At 39.9% G+C, this 564-nt stretch carries 1 protein-coding gene; it reads right to left on the reverse strand.

Annotated elements, in window-relative coordinates; all coding sequences use genetic code 11:
• The coding region (locus tag A9G37_RS06815; RefSeq protein ID WP_141671108.1) for an IS3 family transposase at positions 1-534 on the reverse strand (534 nt) is incomplete at its 3' end.
• Positions 535-564: the final 30 nt, after the last annotated feature.

Raw genomic sequence — 564 nt, forward strand, 5'->3', positions numbered from 1 at the left:
TATTTTTAATGGATATCCATGATATTCGGCCAGTTTATCTAAGTAACGGGTAATCCTTCCTGCTGGTAAGCTGACTGCAATATCAATACCTAACGCCTCACGATTAAAGTCATCGATGACATTGAATGTCCTAAAGCGACGTTGATTACGGCTACTATCACTCATAAAATCCATTGACCAACATTCACCTTGTTTATTAGGCACAAATAGCTTTTCCGGGCATTGTGGAGGAATGCGTTTTTTTCGTTTTACTCTGAGATTAAGCTTTAATTCATAATACACCCGATAAACACGCTTATGGTTCCATTGATAGCCGAGCTTTCTGATACGATTAAAGCATTTAGGAAAGCCCCAGCGTAAATGCCGGTCTGTGATAGCATTCAATACCGAAACAATCACCGAATCATCCTGTAACTTAGGTTGATAATAGTAAGCACAACGGTTTAAGCCAACGATAGCGCAGCTCATAGCTATAGTAACAGAATGATTTTGTTGTAGTTGCTGTGCCCACGTTTTACGGGCCTTTGTGGGCACTAAAGCTTTTTTATGATTTCTTCCTGAAGC

The sequence above is a fragment of the Gilliamella sp. GillExp13 genome, from assembly GCF_001690815.1.
Taxonomy (GTDB): Bacteria; Pseudomonadota; Gammaproteobacteria; order Enterobacterales; family Orbaceae; genus Gilliamella; species Gilliamella bombi.